General features: G+C 45.9%; 14 protein-coding genes. 10 read left to right on the top strand and 4 right to left on the bottom strand.

Annotated features, from left to right (window positions below; genetic code table 11):
- Positions 1-20: 20 nt before the first annotated feature.
- Genes MHH92_RS18250 through MHH92_RS18240 form a run of 3 tightly spaced genes read left to right on the top strand, consistent with a single transcriptional unit; the run spans position 21 to position 1904 of the window.
- Positions 21-473 carry a flavodoxin gene (locus tag MHH92_RS18250; RefSeq protein WP_047843511.1) on the top strand — a complete coding sequence of 151 codons (453 nt, stop codon included), beginning with the start codon at positions 21-23 and terminating at the stop codon, positions 471-473.
- A gap of 5 nt (positions 474-478) precedes the next feature.
- Positions 479-1285 (top strand): hypothetical protein, encoded by an 807-nt coding sequence (locus MHH92_RS18245; RefSeq protein ID WP_340905443.1) that lies wholly within the window; start codon positions 479-481, stop codon positions 1283-1285.
- Positions 1286-1337: 52 nt separating this feature from the next.
- Positions 1338-1904: a nitroreductase family protein gene (locus MHH92_RS18240; protein WP_074095588.1), complete on the top strand. Its 567-nt coding sequence runs from the start codon at positions 1338-1340 to the stop codon at positions 1902-1904.
- Between the two features lie 21 nt (positions 1905-1925).
- On the opposite strand, the gene MHH92_RS18235 is transcribed toward MHH92_RS18240, so the two are convergent.
- Entirely contained in the window at positions 1926-3383 is a 1458-nt protein-coding gene (locus tag MHH92_RS18235; RefSeq protein WP_101313642.1) for a 4-hydroxyphenylacetate 3-hydroxylase family protein, read from the bottom strand.
- Between the two features lie 201 nt (positions 3384-3584).
- Positions 3585-3737 carry a DUF1540 domain-containing protein gene (locus MHH92_RS18230; RefSeq protein WP_076209985.1) on the bottom strand — a complete coding sequence of 51 codons (153 nt, stop codon included), beginning with the start codon at positions 3735-3737 and terminating at the stop codon, positions 3585-3587.
- 346 nt (positions 3738-4083) lie between these two features.
- On the opposite strand from MHH92_RS18230, the gene MHH92_RS18225 reads away from it, so the two are divergent.
- Positions 4084-4896 carry an AAA family ATPase gene (locus MHH92_RS18225; RefSeq protein ID WP_340905438.1) on the top strand — a complete coding sequence of 271 codons (813 nt, stop codon included), beginning with the start codon at positions 4084-4086 and terminating at the stop codon, positions 4894-4896.
- A 95-nt stretch (positions 4897-4991) separates the two neighbouring features.
- Here MHH92_RS18225 and MHH92_RS18220 read toward each other — a convergent pair whose 3' ends face one another.
- Positions 4992-6458: a HAMP domain-containing sensor histidine kinase gene (locus tag MHH92_RS18220; protein ID WP_339186791.1), complete on the bottom strand. Its 1467-nt coding sequence runs from the start codon at positions 6456-6458 to the stop codon at positions 4992-4994.
- On the bottom strand, positions 6443-7129 hold the full coding sequence (locus MHH92_RS18215) for a response regulator transcription factor (protein ID WP_036672909.1): 687 nt from the start codon (positions 7127-7129) through the stop codon (positions 6443-6445). The genes MHH92_RS18220 and MHH92_RS18215 overlap by 16 nt, the downstream gene beginning before the upstream one ends.
- 192 nt (positions 7130-7321) lie before the next feature.
- Between MHH92_RS18215 and MHH92_RS18210 the strand changes: the two genes are divergently transcribed.
- The 6 genes from MHH92_RS18210 (at position 7322) to MHH92_RS18185 (ending at position 16822) form a co-directional block, all read left to right on the top strand.
- Positions 7322-8038 carry a YceI family protein gene (locus tag MHH92_RS18210; RefSeq protein WP_100527279.1) on the top strand — a complete coding sequence of 239 codons (717 nt, stop codon included), beginning with the start codon at positions 7322-7324 and terminating at the stop codon, positions 8036-8038.
- A 257-nt stretch (positions 8039-8295) separates the two neighbouring features.
- Entirely contained in the window at positions 8296-12672 is a 4377-nt protein-coding gene (locus MHH92_RS18205; RefSeq protein ID WP_340905432.1) for a glycosyl hydrolase 53 family protein, read from the top strand.
- Between the two features lie 268 nt (positions 12673-12940).
- Entirely contained in the window at positions 12941-13984 is a 1044-nt protein-coding gene (locus MHH92_RS18200; RefSeq protein ID WP_100527281.1) for an SPFH domain-containing protein, read from the top strand.
- A gap of 71 nt (positions 13985-14055) precedes the next feature.
- Complete coding sequence (locus MHH92_RS18195; RefSeq protein WP_315371914.1) at positions 14056-15030, top strand: sugar kinase; 975 nt, start codon at positions 14056-14058, stop codon at positions 15028-15030.
- Between the two features lie 83 nt (positions 15031-15113).
- Positions 15114-15827 (top strand): response regulator transcription factor, encoded by a 714-nt coding sequence (locus MHH92_RS18190; RefSeq protein ID WP_340905428.1) that lies wholly within the window; start codon positions 15114-15116, stop codon positions 15825-15827.
- Complete coding sequence (locus MHH92_RS18185) at positions 15824-16822, top strand: sensor histidine kinase (protein ID WP_340905426.1); 999 nt, start codon at positions 15824-15826, stop codon at positions 16820-16822. Before MHH92_RS18190 ends, MHH92_RS18185 begins: the two co-directional genes overlap by 4 nt.
- Positions 16823-16863 lie beyond the last annotated feature (41 nt).

The raw sequence follows: 16863 nt of genomic DNA, 5'->3' as shown, positions 1-16863 counted from the left end.
ATAAAGTGAGGGAAAAATAGATGGCTAAATTGTTAGTAGCTTATGCGAGCATGACAGGAAATACAGAAGAAATTGCAGAACTGATTGTGGAAGGAATTACACAGGGAGGCCACGAGGCAGACCTGAAATCCGTAACGGATTGTAATGCATCTGATGTATTGGACTATGACGGATTCATGATCGGTGTGTACACTTGGGGAGATGGGGAGTTGCCAGATGAATTCCTTGATTTCTATGAGGAGCTGGATGAGCTTGACCTGAGTGGTACGAGGGCTGCGGTGTTTGGTAGTGGTGACACCTCGTATGAGCAGTTCTGCGGTGCAGTTGATCTTGCGGCTGCCAAGTTGCAAGAGCGTGGGGCGGAGGTATCTCCAGAGATGTTGAAAATTGAATACAGTCCGCTTGAGCAGGAGAAAGAAACATGCCGTGACTTTGGCAAACGCTTCGCTGCTGCCGGATTACAGGTGTCCTAAAGATCATGTTAAGACATAATGTTCAGGCAGCGATGCCAGTCGGAAGGAATGACCTTCCTGGACGTCTGCTTGAAGATTACAGATTGGAAGAAATGCTGCGCAGCCCACACCGATTCATCCGCCCTGAACCAGTGTCTGAGCAGCGTCTTCCACTGCAATGGAGGCACCGTGTACAATATGCGGTGAGCCATGCGGTCAATGCCTTTTACAGTCTCGACCCCGATGTTCGCAAAGAGGTACCCGTACAGTATTTACTTGAGAAGTGGTGGCCCAGAAAGACGGATGGTTTCGAATCTGTTCTCCATTACTGGGATGTGAAGAACAAGATTACGGATGAATTGTCACTCGCCATTGCAATGAACGATGATCTGAAGCATCCAGCCATTCTTTTTGAACAGTGGAGAACGGAGTTACCTTCATTATCCATGCATTTATCGATGATATTTCAGGCGGCCTGGCAACCAGAAGGCTGGGATTCGTTGCTGATTCAGAAATATATGGTTGTCCATGATCCAAACGTAGTTGAGGCATTTCAGCATATGGTCAGTGCATTCTGCTGGGAAGCCTTCGGAAAATTACCGGGTATGATCGAGATATACTGCTTGTTGGAAGGACGCAAAATAAGGTACATCCCTGGACGCCAGTCTCTGATCCGTTCCATGGACTACATTCGCTTGATACGTGACAGCATACCGCAGTCAGAAGTGGTGGAGTCAGAACAGTTTACGACGCGTGATAAAGCGCGCATACACGAAGAGGTAGATCGCTGGAGAACGGAAGCCATTGAACCGAAGAAAACATGGTTGATGTGAAGACAGTTGAAGGATAACGATATATCATGCAGATAGAGGAGGGGAAGTTGCCATGTCTACCGGTCTAAGTCAAGATATAAGCAGCAGCAAGAGACGTGCAGGAACTTGCGAATTCAGTCCGTTGCCAGTACCCCAGTCGGTTATACGAAAGTTGCTTGATGAAGCAGATCCTTCATTATATGTAATGAGTTCAGAACCTTGGAGGTTTATGTTGTTTGCAGGCGAAGGACGACAGCTTTATCTGGAAGCGGTCAGACAGAGCTATCCACCCCACCTGGCTGATCGCTACGGCGATTGGGCTACATATCAATACACGGAAGCAATTCCTACCCATCTGGTTGTCGTGGCGCCTAGAAATGCCCGTGAGGATGATCTTCTGCCGGCCAAAGCCTGGAGCAAACGCTTTAGTATTCTGGCTGCGGAACAGGGATTGAATGCGGTCTGGAAGATCAATGATTATCAACAACATCCTGTGTTTATGAATTTGATGGGTTTGACAAGTGAAGAGAAGGTGCTGGGGGTATTCCATATCGGTTACGGAGACCAGCCTGCATTGCGGGATATGGATGCAAGCAGACCAGCCTCTGAACTGATGACGGTATATGACCATCTGGTCTAAAAAAATGATTCATTAGTTCTCTTATTTGCTGGTGTTGAATAGAAAATCACGAACGAGCTGACGATTCGTCTGATCTTTGTTGTAGACGGAGAACAACCGATTGGATACGGTAAGGACATTGCCAAAAAAGAAGCGTTCGAATTGGGTCTGTCTGCCCCCGAATGAACCAGATCCAAGCTCCCAGATCAGGCGGAACAGAGCGTTGCGTTCGTGAGAAGCCATATCGTTCCCTTTCAGATATATATTCAGTGAAGGAGCGATATCGGATTGAAACTCTTCTTCCTGAGGGATCATAATTACCCCGCTCGAACCCAAGAGTTGCAGAATTTCAATCATCTCAGGATAAAGTTTCGGAAAGAGGAGATTGGCTGCCATCAATGGTTTGGGTGCAGGTAATACAAATCCTCTTCCGTCTGGTATTGCACCTGCCTCCGCGGCCAAGGCCAATGCTTTTAACGATTCAAGACCTGCGAACACACGTGCAGTTTTCTCTATAACATGTGCTTCCGTATTCAGATCCAGCGTATCCGTGAGAAGCTGGATTGTACCGAGAACAAATTCCGTCTTGGCAATATAACGACACAATACCTGATGACCAGCGTGAATATGAAAGTTGCTACCACTGAAGAGACGCGAGGACATTTCCTCACTTCCTGCAAAAAATATCCGTTCATGCGGAACGAGCACCCGGTCAAAGATGACGATATTGTCCATTTCTTCATACCTGGAGCTCAGCGGATAGTTAGCGTGAGATTCGGCCGCGTAGGTATCCCTGCATACCAGACTGATACCCGGAAGATCATTGGGGACAGCAAAAGAGAATGCAAATGGATTTTCGTCATCAAATGGGGCGGGAGAAGGTGACGGATAGACAAAAATCTCATCCGAAGTGGCAGCTTGTGTAGCCATCATGAATGCTCCGCTAATAATGAGACCTTCCTCGGTGCGATCCACGACCTTTGCGGCAATAGCATCTTCAGTAGCATCCAATTGCCCTGAGATTTTGCTGGCATATGGCTGAATGAAGGCATGGGATAGTGTGATATCATGATCACGGCAGTACGCATAATAATTTTTGAGATTTTCTGCATATTGGGGAGATAGTTCGTTCAGGAGATCGGCACCTGTGTAAAAGGACATTATGGCTGTATTCATGTAATCGGGTGAGCGACCAAGAAAGCCGTGATGCACATTTGCCCAGATATTCATCCCTTCCCGTCGTTTACGGAGGTCGTCGGCACTGGTTGGAGGCAGGAAGGATATGCCCACAGGTTTGCCGTCTGCCGGGGAGGCATACGTCATCGTTTCTGCAAATTTAGGATCAGATTGCAGATCATACATGTACATCTGAGTCTCCATCAAACCAGCAAATGCTACATGTTCAGAGCGTTTTCCAGTAATAAGGTTACCTTTGTACCAGCAAGGGACGGACTGTGCATCAATTCGTTCGCGATACTGTGTGCCACTTTTAACAGGCATTGTTATTCACCTCTTGGTTCTAATCGTTCATGGGCATACTGACTTCTTACGTAGTGTACGTAGGTCATCTGTCCAATGTGCATTTAAGAGGTTAGAAGGATTTTTACAGAATAGGCTTGATAATAATTATCATTCTTGTTACAATAGACAAAGAAAAAAGGAACCGGTAAGGGCTCCTTTAAGTGAATCACATGAAATTACTTATTTTACTTCAAAAGTCTTACAGTCTGTTTCAGCAGACTGACTTGCTTCTTTGTTACTGTGACTCACAATGTAGATCGAAGAAGCGTTACATTTGTTCTCTTGAGCCCAGTGACGACAGGAATTAACTTCACACAATACGTCTTTTGCCATGATTGTTAACCTCACTTTAATTGGATTACAGTCGTTGGTATAAAGAATCCGGATATAACAAGTTGCCGCTTGTCAATCTGGAAAATTTTTGTTGCTCTCACGAAATTCGGAGGGCTTTTTTGCGTTATACACAACGATGCACACTTAGAATAGCAAATTTTATTGAAGCTTGCAACCAAATGCCCCCATCTGTGGCAAAATAGTGGACGTGCTGTGGTTATATTTGCAAAAAGGCAGTAGTATGTTATTATTTAATAGTAATAATTACGATTAAAAGTCTAATTGGTTCTATATAAATTGAACTAAACATTTACACGAAACTATAAATGAAGGAGCATGTGTATACATGAGCAAAATAAACCATATGAACCGGATTCCCCGCGCGAAAGGGATCGATATGGCTGCTTTTTACACGCCGAAAGAGTGTAGACGCAAAGCCCAGCATATTGTATTTTCCGCTGAAAATGAACGCATCATTAATGAATTTATCACCATTCTGGGCATGAAAGAGAAGTTCAGAGAGCATGATGTATCAATCCCCAACAAAATGGTCATGTTCGGGCCTCCCGGTACGGGAAAAACATTAACGGCATCACATCTGGCGGAGCGCCTTGATCTGCCATTGGTTCTTGTGAGATTAGATGCGATCATTCATAGCCATCTTGGGGAGAAGGGGAGTAACGTACGTAAGTTATTCGAATATGCACGAATGAATCCCTGTGTGTTATTTCTCGATGAATTTGATGCCATAGGCCGGACACGTGAGAGCAATGATGAAGTGAAAGAGATGGCTCGTGTCGTCAATACGTTGTTGCAATGTCTGGACGAATTCGATGGGGAAAGCATTCTGGTGGCTGCAACGAATCTGGAAACACAACTGGATCATGCCATCTGGCGGCGGTTTGATACGAAGATGACCTACGGTATGCCTGATGATTCGAGTCGCAAATTGTATATCAGCAAATTGGTGGGATCATTTGAACAGGAGACTCGGCTGGAAGATTACATATGTGAACGCTTGAACGGGTGCAGTTATGCGGATATAGAGCAGATCGTTCTGAAAGCAAAGCGGAAAGCAATCATTGTCAGTAGTGTACTTCATAAGCAACTGATCTCGGATGCTTACGATGAATACAGACCACGTGTATTAGAGTGTTGATTGCTTCGATTCTGGATAAAGCAACAAGGAACATGTTGAACTAGCCCAGTCTCCTGAATGGAGTTCTGGGCTAGTTGTCATGTTAGTGAGGTGCGTTATACTTTAACGGCTGCTCCGTATGCTTTTTCTGTATTCATGGCTTCTTGTGTTGCAGTCCAGCGTGGCAGGCTTAATCTGAACATGCTGCCTTCCGGGCTGCTGGAGACAAGTGTCAGTTCACCGCCCTGTTCCTGAGCGAGTAGGCGGCTATATGTTAATCCTAGACCCAGGCCGCGGTTACGACGTTTTTTGAGTTCTCCACGATAGAACCGTTCGAAAATTTTGGGTTGTTCTTCGGCTGCGATGCCTGTGCCGTAGTCTTTAACATCAACGTACAGCATCTGTTCTTCTGTACTTAGATAAATGTCGAAGACAGTTTTCTGTTCAGGAGCTGTGGCATGAAGTCCGTTATTAAGCAAATTGACAATGATCTGCTGAATGCGGAGAGCATCCCCCATGGTAAAAAAGTTAATTGGAGGGGCGTGCAGCTGAACCTCTGGCATTTTGTCCTCATACGCAATCTTCCACTGATAGATGATCTCACCGACCAACAGTTTCAGATCCGTCCGTTCCTTGCGAACGGTAACACTTCCTGCAGCCATGGCGTTATAGTCAAGCAAATCTGCGACCATTCGCTCCATGCGTTCAGATTCCTTCAAAGCGATATCCAAAAATTCTTTACCTTCCTGTGGACTCACGACATCGTCACGTACTGCCATAACGAGCCCCTTGATGGAAGTTACCGGTGTCTTGAGTTCATGACTTACTCCTGCCAGTGAAAGTGTACGCCATTCTTCAAGTTGTTGGAGACGAGTGGCCATATCGCGAAATGAATTTACAAGTTCATTGATCTCACGTTCTCGTGTATTCAAGTCAAGACTCACATCATAATTGCCACCTCGAATCTGTTCAGCGGCATAGGCGACCTGACGAATCGGTCTGGATAACTTTTTGGACAGGAGATAGATTGTAAACCATCCACAGAGGATTAGTCCTCCGAGGATTAGAGCCACGAGCCATATCGTCTCTGGACCAAATGTAATGGATTGTTTGGACTGCATGACCCACACTTTACCCAAGGTTTGATCGCCCTCGGATATGTTGACCGTTACACCTGCATATTTGTTGTTTCGAGGTTCAAGATAATCGTCTGACAGTCGATAATGCACATCTTTTTGCTCCATTTTAGGCTGGGAAAAGATCAATTGATTGTTGTTGTCCAAGATCATGACACAAAAATAATTATCTGTGTTGAATAGTTTCTCTCGCTTGGTTACCAGTCTGTCCAGATCGGGTGGAACCCGAAGCATATTATTTTCACTGGTCACTCGATCGGCAATCTCCAGCCCAAGCAGTTCTGCGGTTTTGAGGCTTTTCTCAATGGAAGTTGTCCGAATCCAGTAGAGTGCCCCTGCCACAATAATCGTGAAACCAATGCATAAAATGAGAAAATATCGCAGTGTCCAGTGTGACAGAATGGATATCGTGCGTTTGGGTTTCTTCTGTTTCAGTTGGCGATCCAAAATTGATACCCCATTCCTCGCAACGTCCGAATTTCTCCCGTCTCTGGCGACCAGTGGGAGAGGGCTTGACGTAGTCGTTTAATCGATAGATCCACAGCACGGTCACTGCCATCATAGTCCATCCCCCATACCTGTTCAATAAGGTGATCCCTGGTAAATGTACGATTCGGATAATCGGACAGGAAGAACAGTAACGACAGGTCACGAGGTGTGAGTGCAACCTCTGCACCGTTCAGCAGCACCTGTTTGGCAGCAAGATCAATGACGAGATTTCCAAAGGAACGCTTCTCTTTGCCACCTGAGGTCCAATGTGGATTACGGCGCAACACCGCATTAACTCTGGCAACCACTTCTTCCGGTACAAAAGGTTTGCTCATATAATCGTCAGCACCGGCATTTAGTCCGTTGAGACGGTCTGAAATGTCATCCAGTGCAGTTAGCATGATCACGGGACAAGCACTTTTTTCACGAATAATTCGCAGCAGATCCCATCCGTCCATTCCTGGTAGCATCACATCAAGTAATACAAGGGAAGGCGTTACGGTATCAAAAAGGGTAAGTGCAGTCGGTCCATCTGCTGCATGATGAACTTCAAATTCTGCTTTTCTCAGATAAGCAGCCAATACTCGTGCAATAGCTTGCTCATCCTCGACGATAAGTATGGATTTCAAAAAAAGCGTTCTCCTTTCGCTTTGTAAACTTGTACTGATTTTACATGAGCCAGAGCGTAAAGCCAATCCTGTATTACGGATTTCAAAAAAATATGGGACTTATCTTATCTTGACTTCTTCCTGACACATTCAATTGATATGATTCACTCCAAGAAGCAACCTAAACAATCATGTACTGGAGGAAACATAGAGATGAACAAGAAAGCAAAAGCATGGCTTATTACAGGTGTAGCGGCGGTTGCCGTAATCGGTGGCGGTGGTTACTATATCACAAACAGTTACTTGGGGAACAACGTGGAGATTGAGCAGGTGCTTCCTGCGAGCACAGCGACTTCCACCACAGCTGTAGATAGCACAGGAACGGTTGTAGCCAATGAAACTGCTGGAGCAGAGCAACTGAACGGAGACTGGAGCATCAGCGAAGGTTCCAAAGTATACTTCTCCGTAACCACATCACAGGAGACAGTTAACTTTGTGGACGAGAAGGTAACAGGCAATTGGACAATTAATGTAGATGATGCTGCTCAGATGAAGGCAGAAGGACAGATCGAGATGGACGGAATTGATTCCGGGAATGGACAGCGTGATGGTCACGTGAAGCAAGCCGATTTCTTCGATGTCGCTACATATCCACAAGCTACATTTACAGCGACTTCATTTGAAGGGGTACCTGCGGAATGGCCTGTCGGTCAAACGGTTGATATCAAAATGAATGGTACCATTACGGTTAAAGGTATTGAAAAAGAAGTAACCTTTGACGCAAAAGCTGCTTATGAGAATAATGCAGTATTGTTGTCGGCAACATCGATGGTAACGTTCGAAGATTTCGGAATGGAAAATCCACACTCCGTTGTGCTCTCGACTGAAAATGATATCCAGGTACAACTTGAATTGAAACTTACTAAATAAATGTAACAATGATCATATACCTGAAAATCTGTTCTGTTCTGCCTTCGGTGGACGGACAGATTTTTTTGCTTTCTGTTGCAAGATAGTGTGATTAATATAGCTCAAATGTAACTGTCACAGGATCATATTGTTAAAATAACTGCTGTTTCCTTTGGATTATGCCGTGTCGCCTATCACTATTAAGCGCTTACAATGAGGGGGATTCATAACATTCATTGATCCATGCACAATCAAACACAAAAAGGGGGAGATCAAGAGTGAATAAAAGGTACATAAGCGGGTGTCTGGTGTTACTGATGCTATTCTGTGATCTGGGACTGATGGTTCGTCCAGCGGCTGCAGAAGATGCAAAAGTGAACGTGGCACTTAACAAGGCGGTTAAGGTAAGCACAGAATATTTGGAGTGGGAGAGTAAAAAGGAGCACTTGGTTGATGGTAAAAGTGACACGCATTGGACTGCTACTGCGGGAGTGACAACGGAACAACCACAGTGGGTCATGATTGATCTGGGTGAAGACTACAATCTGTCCGGAGCGGAAATAACGTGGAGAGAAAACACGGTTGTGAAATATATGGTAGAAACCTCTGCTGACCAGCAGGCATGGACCAAAGTTGTTGATCAAAGTGAAAATGCCGATCCTAAACAGATCGCTGATCTGACGTTTGAGCAGAATGATGTGCGATACATCAGACTGAACATCTCCTTTTACAAGGGTGAAGGAGTCTGGCCGGAAATATTGGAGTTCAAAGTGTGGGGAGAATCAGAAGGAACTGAACCAGCCAATATTAAAGGATATGATGAGATCGAAGTGAGAACGGTGACAAGAAGTGCGCCAATTCTGCCTAATCAGGTAAAAGCATGGTACCAGAATGGAAAATCAGGAATGGTTCCAGTGGAATGGGACAGTATTGACCCTTCAGAGTACGCACATGCGGGCAGCTTTACCGTGACAGGTGCGGTATATGGTGCGCCTCCAGAACCTCAGCTTAAAGCTAAGGTGATCGTTGAGGGATATCGTGAAGACTATGTTAGAGGTGTCGATATTTCCACGTTAACGGCCATTGAGGCTAAAGGCGGAAAATATTTGGACAGCAACGGTACACAGCGTGATTTGCTCGATATTCTCAAGGATCGTGGTGTCAATTACGTACGCCTTCGTCTATGGAATGACCCGCAGAAATCCGGGGGCTTTAACGATAAGAAAGATGTAATTGAGCTAGCCGCACGGGTGAAAGCAAAAGGAATGAAAGTGCTGCTTGATTTCCATTATTCTGACGAGTGGGCTCATCCGGGACAGCAACTTCGTCCTAAAGCTTGGGAAAGTTATACTTTCGATCAATTGAAACAAGCTGTATATGATTATACGTATGAAGTTGTAAGTGAGATGAAAGCCGAAGACGCTATGCCTGATATGGTGCAGATCGGTAACGAAATCAACAGTGGTCTTCTGAACGGCTTGAGCAGTGACGTGGATTTTAAGCAAAATGTTGCACTGCTAAAAAGCGGAATTGATGCTGTACGTGCAGTAGAAGGAGAGATCACCAATAACGCGGATAAGGTGAAGATTATGATCCATCTGGCTGAAGGCGGCAAGGCGGATACGTTTAAATGGTACTTTGGAGAGTTAAGTAAAGGCGAATTGGACTATGACATTATCGGACTGTCGTATTACCCGTTCTGGCATGGGACGTTTGCGGATGTACAGAAAACGATGAATGAAGTGTCAGTCGAGTTTGGTAAAGATGTTATTATCGCTGAAACGTCCTATCCGTTTTCCTACAAAAACGGGGACGCTCATGGAAATATCATCGGATCGGACGAAGCGCTTCATGTAGGGGGAGCAGACTTCCCCGCAACCGTTCAAGGTCAATATGATGCCATCGCCGGCATTATGGACATGATTGCGAACGTGCCGGATAATCATGGCGCAGGTTTCTTCTACTGGGAGCCAGCTTGGATTCCGGCCGGTGTAGGCTGGATTGCATCTGAAGGAAATGCATGGGAGAACCAAGCCATGTTTGATTACGATGAATTTCCGGCCAACGGCGGGCATTCGTATGAAGGCAGAGCGTTATGGTCCCTTGATGTGTACAAACGTGGATTGAGTCTTCTGCCCGCAGACCGCCAGCAACTGGATGCGGCACTTACACGAGCCAAATCATTGGTACAGACTGATTTTACTCCGGAAAGCTGGGTGACTCTGGCTCCGGCGATCTCGGCAGCGAATGATGTATACCAACAGGCATACACGACGGGCGGGGTAACTCAAGCAGATACAGATGCAGCGACAACAGCATTGGAACGTGTGATGCAGCAGATGCAGGTTATCGCCCCGCAGCTTGACGAGCTCAGAGCTAAAATAGCGGAAGCGCGTACGTATCAGCAGACTGACTGGTCTGCGGCCACTTGGGCGGTATTGACCAAAGCGCTGGAAGGCGCTGAGCAGGTCTTGAATGATCCAAGAGCAACACAGACGGATGCGAATACAGCGGTTAAACGTTTGCATGATGCCATTCAAGCTCTATCCAATGTGGACAAAACACAACTGCACCAGTACATTCAACAAATGCAGCAGCAAAATGAATCTTCCTATACACGCCGGAGTTGGACTGTATTGCAACAATCTTTGCAGGCAGCGATCCAGGTCCGAGATAACAATGCTGTTGTCCAGTCTGAGGTGAATTCAGCACTGAGTACGTTGAAACAAGCCTTTACTAGTCTGGTCTCTCTGGAGGCTTTAACAACGGGCAAAACGGCAACGGCTTCAAGCAGTGCAGGGACAGGAGGTAATCAAGCCAACTCTCCTGAAGGTGCAATTGACAACAATCCGAACACTTCATGGGGAACAGACCAGAGTAAGGGTAGCTGGTGGCAAGTGGATTTAGGGCAAGTTGCTAATCTTCGCAAGATCGAAATGTCGATGTGGAGTGGCGGAATCAAATATAAGATCGAAGTGTCTAATGATAACAAAAATTTTGTGAAAGTAGTTGATACCTCGAGCGACGTTGTCGTTTCAACAGCGCCAAGACACGTGTTCTCGAATAATACAGAAGCGCGTTATATTCTTGTAACGATTACAGAAGGTCCAGAATGGGTAGGGTTTATGGATTTTGAAGCATATGGTACGTTCCCGGCAGACAAATCTGCACTGCAAACTACTGTAGATACCGCTGAGAAATTAAAACAAACCGAATACACGACATCAAGCTGGAATGTATTCAGTAAGGCACTTTCTGAAGCGAAGGCATTCATTCTGGATGTTGAATCTTCAACGCAAGATGTAAGCAATGCGGATCGTGCGTTACAAGATGCTGTGAGTAAGCTTGTACGTCAAGATGTAACACCTGGCCCTGGCCAGCCATCAGAACCAAGTGTACCATCACAACCTTCCAACCCGGGAACAGCTCCTTCAACGGGGAATCCGGCTGTAACACCACCGGTTGAACCTGGTAATCCGCCAGTTAAGGGTCTAATAACGGTAAAAGGAACAGCAACCGGGGATGACAAGTATTCGATTCGTCCAGATGTATCTCAATTAACCCAGGCACTGCAATCCATGGATGCAGGAAATCGTACGTTGAAACTGCTTGCAGATGTGCCTGACACAGCCAAGACAGTCACATTCCAATTGGCTACAAGTCAACTGTCGGCATGGATTCGTTCCGAGGAAGTGAAATCCCTGGATGTAGTTGTAGGACAGACTACCGTTCGTGTTCCTCTGAGATCACTCCCACTAACCATTGCGGAGACTGCGGGAACGTTCGACATCGTAGTAGCAATAGGATCGACAGATACACTGTCCACATCTCAAAAAGCAGCGATTGGTGATCACGCAATTGTTGATGTGAATTTGTTAATGAACAATAAGCCATTGCAATGGACAAACAGAGCGGTTGAAGTTGCTCTATCCAATGTGGAGCAACCTAAGAAAAATGATGTAGTTATGGTTGTACATTCCATATCTCCAAGTGGAGAAATGAAACCTGTTACGTATTCCAAGTACGATGATAAGACCAAAACGATGGCGTTCAAACCGCTGGAATCCGGCAGTTATGTCATTGCAGAAGTTGAAGTGCCATTACATGATTTGCAAAATCACAATTGGGCAATCCAAGAGGTACAGAACCTCTACGGTAAAGGGATTATTTCGGGGATGAGTGCAACTCGTTTTACCCCGCAAGGTGAACTGACCAGAGCACAATTTTTGCAAATGATTATTAAAGGTATTGGTGATACACGTAAGCCGGATCCATCTATTTCAGTCCCAACGGATGTGAAGGAAGGGCAGTGGTATGCCGATTCAGTACGACTTGGAATGGAAATGGAAATAATTCAAGGCCGAGCAGATGGAAGCTTTGGAGCGAATGAACGCATTTCACGAGAAGAAATGGCCGTTATGCTGAACAGAGCACTGAAGGTTGTGCAGCGTGAGGGTGCGACCAATTCTGTACAAGGAAATATGGTGTTTGTAGACAACGCCGAGATCGCAGCATACGCCAAAGAGGCTGTATCCTCGATGCAACAACTTGGACTGCTAAATGGCATGCATGATGGCACGTTTGCTCCGAAAGAAACAGCAAACCGTGCACAAGGGGCTGTTGCAGTTGCCAGGCTGATGGAACAACTGTATTAGAGATAGTTCAAAAAGTTCGCTTTTGATTACGAAAGGTGCCTGTTTGCATCATCAACACGCATGAATAGAAAAAAACAAAGCAGGTAAAGAGATCGGATCATATGATCCGGTCTCTTTATTTTTTGCGGAAAAAATGAGGTTCAGACTTTATCCACCTCTCTAATAGGCATATAAACATTTTGTTAATGTCGTATTGACAATATCGAATTCATTTGTTATCATTTCGATAATATCAAAACGACAATATTAAAGAAATGGGGAATGAGCCATGTTTGGATTCCGATTTGCGAAATTTCAACCCAGTGAATATGTCATGAAGGTGAAAAATGGTGAGGTACAGCGTCAAGGTGTAGGATTGTCTTTCTATTATTATGAGCCGACCACATCGGTAGTGGTTCTACCCGTATCCTCGGTGGATGTACCGTTCATGTTCGAAGAGATTACGGCGGATTATCAGACGGTTACTGTGCAGGGGCAATTAAGTTATCGCATTGTGGATTATTTGAAAATAACCCAGAGCCTGAATTACACGTACAATTTGCGCAAAAATCGGTATATCTCCGACGACCCCGGCAAGCTGGATCAACGGGTGATCACCACAGCGAAAGTACTAACCAAGAAACATCTGGAGCAAATGCCGCTGAAAGAAGCTATTCAATCCAGTGAACGGCTGGCAAGCAGCATGAAACGCGAGGTTGTGCAAAGTGAAGAGTTGGAGAAATTGGGCGTTGAGTTGATGAGTCTATCGATTCTGGCTATTCTGCCTAATAAAGAGACGATGCGTGCATTGGAAGCACAGGCGCGGGAAGAGATTTTGCGTCAGGCAGATGAAGCGCTCTATGTACGTCGGAATGCATCGATTGAACAGGAAAGACGAGTGAAAGAGAACGAACTGAACACCGAAATTGCCGTAGAGACGAAGAAACAGCAAATTCGTGAGACCCAATTGCAGACAGAACGCTCGGTGAAACAGAAACAAAACGAGATGGAGCAGGAGCAGCTTCAGTTTAATACAGCGATGGAGGAACGTAAGCAGCAACTGATTGAGTTAACTATTGCTAATCACAATGCCGAGGCAGATGCCAAAGCGTATGAGATTGCTGCCGTGATGAATTCATTGCAAAATGTACAGCCCAATGTACTGCAAGCAATGGCGAATATGGGTATGAATTCCGATAAGCTGATCGCACTCGCGTTCCAGGAACTGGCTGAAAATGCAGGCAAGATTGGGCAACTAAATATCTCGCCGGATCTGTTACAGGGATTAATGTCTCCTGCGCCAGGCAGAGATCAGGGAGGTCGAGCGAGATGAGATTAGGAAGAAGAGAGCAAGCAGAGCAGGCAGGGAAATCAGTACGTCAGCAGGCCACGGCAGGTGATCGGATGAGTGAACACAAGCTGATTCTGGTGAAACGCCGGACCCGACTGGAAGAGCTGGTGGTTCGATATAACACGGTGCAGCAAGCTCAGTTCTATATTGAACGTCTGGGCGCAGACTTCAGTGATTATATGGAGGAAGACCGTCGTTATCGGCTATCTGTGCAGCAGGCCCAGCAGCAACTGGGTCAATTGGGACGGGTTCAGACGATTGATCGGGAACATGTGCCCAATTTTATCTTTGGAGATCAGGATATCGTGGTCGTGGTTGGACAGGATGGGCTTGTAGCCAACACCCTCAAATACGTAACCGAGCAGCCGCTCATCGGTGTGAATCCGGACCCGATGCGTTGGGATGGCGTGTTATTACCTTTTACCGTGGAGGATCTGAGCTTCATTGTTCCTGATGTCATTCGAAAGCAACGAACCTTGAAAGAAGTCACTCTCGCCAAAGTGGAACTCAATGATGGACAGTATCTATATGGTGTGAATGATCTGTTCATTGGTCGGAAGACACATGTATCGGCTCGTTATGAAGTGCGTTTGGGTTCATCCACAGAACAACAATCCTCTAGTGGTATTATTGTATCCACAGGCATGGGATCGACAGGCTGGTTTAAAAGTGTGCTGGCCGGCGCCACCGGAATTGTAGGGTCGGCTGCATGGCAGAACATGAATTCCGAAGCAGAGGTTGCTACAGCATCGGCATCCATTCATGGAAGCAGGCAGGAGCTGAATCATTTTAACTGGGATGCGCCGTACTTATATTTTTCAGTACGTGAACCTTTTCCGAGCCGAACGACTGCGGCCAATCTCGTGTTTGGGCAGATCCATTCAAAACAACCACTGCACATTGTATCCCAGATGCCAGAGGATGGTGTTATTTTCAGCGATGGGGTCGAGCAGGACTTTCTTGAGTTTAACTCAGGGGTGGAAGCCATCATTGGGTTGGCAGAGAAGAGAGGGCGTCTCGTGGTCTAAAGCTTTATTTTCAAGCCGTTTCCGACTAGAATGGGTAACTAGATGTGATACACTGACGTCAGGAAACGGAAAGAGGGTTAACGATGCAGTCGATATTGTTGGTTGAAGATGATGCCAAGTTAGCAGGATTACTGGCGGCTTATCTGACCCGAAATGGATTCCAGGTACAGGTCACAGATGATTTTCGTCATGTACTGGATGAATTTGTGGAAGTGAAGCCGGACCTTGTGCTGATGGATGTGAATTTGCCTCAATATGATGGATTCTACTGGTGCAGGCAGATACGCACACATTCCATATGTCCCATTTTATTCATATCGGCTCGTGATAGTGGTATGGATCAGATTATGGCATTGGAACATGGAGCGGATGATTATATTACAAAACCTTTTCAATATGAAGTCGTTCTTGCCAAAGTACGTAGTCAGCTACGCAGAGCCTATGGTTCTTACGCTTCTGTTCAACAGGAAGTGAAGGTGAAGAACGGTCCCATGATCCTTTATCCTGAGCGATTTGTATTGGAATATGATGAGCGTTCTACCGAGCTAACACAGAAGGAAGCGATACTGGTGGAAGCGCTGATGGCGAAGGCAGGGCGAGTTGTCAGCCGAGAAAAATTGTTAGAACAAATGTGGGAAGATCAGCATTTTATTGATGATAATACGTTGAATGTCTATATTACACGTGTTCGGCGGAAGTTGAAGGAGCTGGGTGCAGAAGAGATTTTGGAGACGGTTCGCGGAGCGGGTTATCGTGTGTTGGATCTAGATTCGTCCTCACAGGGGAAAGGGAAATGAGACTGTTCCTGAAAGACCACCAGATGTTAGTTGGATTTTATGTGTTACAAATGCTGCTGGTTCCGTGTGTGTACTGGCTCTCTCGTGAGGGCCGTCCGATGAAGATTGTTCTCTATGGCATGCTGATCAGTACTGTTGTGCTGTTGGTCTATCTGATCATACGTTACTTCCAGCTACGAGCGTATTATCGTCTGCTTGAACAACCACGAAAACTGGTAAACGAACCTTTCCAAACGCTTGGAAATTCGGTCGTAGCGGAAGCCATCCAGCAATTGTTACATGAACTGGAGCGTAATCGGCAGAACGAGATGGGGCAGTTACGTACTAGCAAGGAACAGCAGGTGGTATTCATGAATCGCTGGGTTCATCAGATGAAGACCCCGTTGTCCATTATCCAACTGACCTTGGAAGATGTGGACGATGAGACGGCTGGCAGTATTCAGGATGAGCTGGATAAAATGCGCAAAGGACTTGAAATGGTCTTGCATTCATCAAGGCTTGAACAGTTCGAAGGGGATTTTCGTGTGGAGCTGTTGTCTTTGCAAGAAGTGCTTCGGAGTAGCATTGCAGAGAACCGACGTTTGTTTATTCGCAGAGGCATTACGCCGGATATCCGTATGGAGGGCGACCTTCAGATCTACAGTGACTCCAAGTGGCTGCGGTTCATGTTCACCCAGATCCTGACCAATGCCGTGAACTATTCTGATAGTAAATCAGGCAAAAAAGTGATCATTACAGGCTATAAGCAGGAAGAGCGTACAATCCTGGACATTCAGGATGAGGGGATTGGCATCTCGTCCGAAGATATTCATCGCGTGTTTAATCCCTATTTTACAGGCGAACGGGGCAGACAATACCACGAATCTACGGGAATGGGATTATATCTGGTCCGTGAGATCAGTGCCCGCCTGGATAACCGTGTCGAGTTGTTTTCGGAGCCAAATGAGGGAACGTTGGTTAGATTCAGCTGGATTCATTCGAAATATCCGAAGTGAAGAGCGCTTTGCCCATGGGCGAGGTGCTTTTTTAATGCACA

The organism is Paenibacillus sp. FSL M7-1414, assembly GCF_038003195.1.
In the GTDB taxonomy this organism is placed as follows: domain Bacteria; phylum Bacillota; class Bacilli; order Paenibacillales; family Paenibacillaceae; genus Paenibacillus; species Paenibacillus amylolyticus.
Note: the sequence above shows the minus strand (reverse complement) of the source record. Positions and strands in the feature narration are given on the sequence as shown.